The sequence below is a fragment of the Bacillus zhangzhouensis genome (assembly GCF_000715205.1).
In the GTDB taxonomy this organism is placed as follows: Bacteria; Bacillota; Bacilli; order Bacillales; family Bacillaceae; genus Bacillus; species Bacillus zhangzhouensis.
The window spans coordinates 1-1,395 of the sequence record NZ_JOTP01000064.1; the positions used below are offsets into that span (position 1 = coordinate 1).

Sequence of the window (1,395 nt, forward strand, 5' to 3'; positions counted from 1 at the left end):
TAATCCAACACGTTACCAAACATACATTCCCAACAAATCAAAGTATTGATATGACTGACATTCTCCTATTTCACAAAAATTCTACCTTCTTAAAGTCAACTATATGATAGTATTCTTTTGGGGGAAGTTTGGGGGAAGTTTTTTTATAATGGACAGACGTAAAAGGAGCGTAAAATGAACATAAACAAAATAAGATCATTCCTTTATAAGACATCAAAATACCTGGGTGACGTCAATGCCATTCAAAAGGGCACTATAGGAAAACGAGTTATGCGACGGGCTGCTGGTAAAGCGTCCGGCAAGCTAATGAAAAAGATATTCAAATAAAATAGTTCACGGTGGTGATTTCATGAATGATCTTGAGAGGAAGCTATACAGGATCATTTATAATATGAGCAGGTTTCGCAAGAACCCCACAATGGAGGACTTAAAAATAAAAACAGGTAAAGACGGACAATCTATAAGAAAAGCCGTCAGAAATCTAATATCCCGAAAAGAGCTTGCTTGGGACAAAGAGAAAAAAGAATGGCGGTTCAAATAAAAAGAAGCCCCCGAAAAGGGCTTTTTTTAATGGAATTTATCATAACCGATACTAGAAGTGTGTCCTCTAATAGCCTCTTCATGATTTTGTGAAAATGCGAAATAACCAAGCGTGCTCAAAGTGCCAATAATGATGAGGGTTGCTACTACTGACTTAAATTTCATAAAGGCAATCGCTCCTTTTTATTAATTGTTGGAAGTAAAGAACCTTCTCATAGAAGTTCGACGCCTTGTCTTTATCTCCTACTGTTTTATATCTCCTTGCTGCATCTTTCGATAATTCTTCAAGAATTGCATACATTCCCCGATCGGTTAAATATTCGGTATCATTCAACACTTTTTCATAATCTTCCTTCACATAAAGCGCCTTGTAAAAAGTGAACACTTTAAGCATAACATCATCTTTTAATTTTTCTGCTAGTTCTATCCCCTGGTTGAGAGCGTATAACCCTAGATCGTTTTCCTTCTCATGAAAATATGACCTTACAAGCACACTTAAAGGGTCAAGTATTCTGTTAAAATGCTCATATCCTCGTTCTTTAAAAGCGTTGATAGAATCATTTATATATTTAATTGCAGCAACTATTTCATCATTGTGGAAATAGCTTAATCCTAAGTTATACAACGCTGATCCTATTAATCTTTTAGCGTCGCTTTCCGTTGCTTTTTCTAGTGCATGTTCAAAATGAGGCTTTGCTTTTTCGGGGCAACCCATATCAATGTAATTTAATCCAATGACAAAGGAACATTGTATCTGTCTAACCGTATAAGTATCTTTTTCTCTATAACATTCTATTGCTTGGGCTATATGGTGCATGGACATGTGGTTTTGTTTCATGTGGTAATAGATTTCAG

Annotated in this window: 1 protein-coding gene and 1 pseudogene; one reads left to right on the forward strand and one right to left on the reverse strand. The window is 35.7% G+C overall.

The annotated features are described in order from the left end of the window. Positions 1–349 precede the first annotated feature (349 nt). Positions 350–541 carry a hypothetical protein gene (locus BA70_RS20740; protein ID WP_034325247.1) on the forward strand — a complete coding sequence of 64 codons (192 nt, stop codon included), beginning with the start codon at positions 350–352 and terminating at the stop codon, positions 539–541. Positions 542–694: 153 nt separating this feature from the next. On the opposite strand, the pseudogene BA70_RS18720 reads toward BA70_RS20740, so the two are convergent. Beyond that, a pseudogene (locus BA70_RS18720) lies at positions 695–1,395 on the reverse strand (aspartate phosphatase); the annotation flags it as partial.

Coding starts and splice junctions, on each gene's coding strand:
- BA70_RS20740 (WP_034325247.1), top strand. CDS start 350: ATGAATGATCTTGAGAGGAAGCTATACAGGATCATTTATAATATGAGC.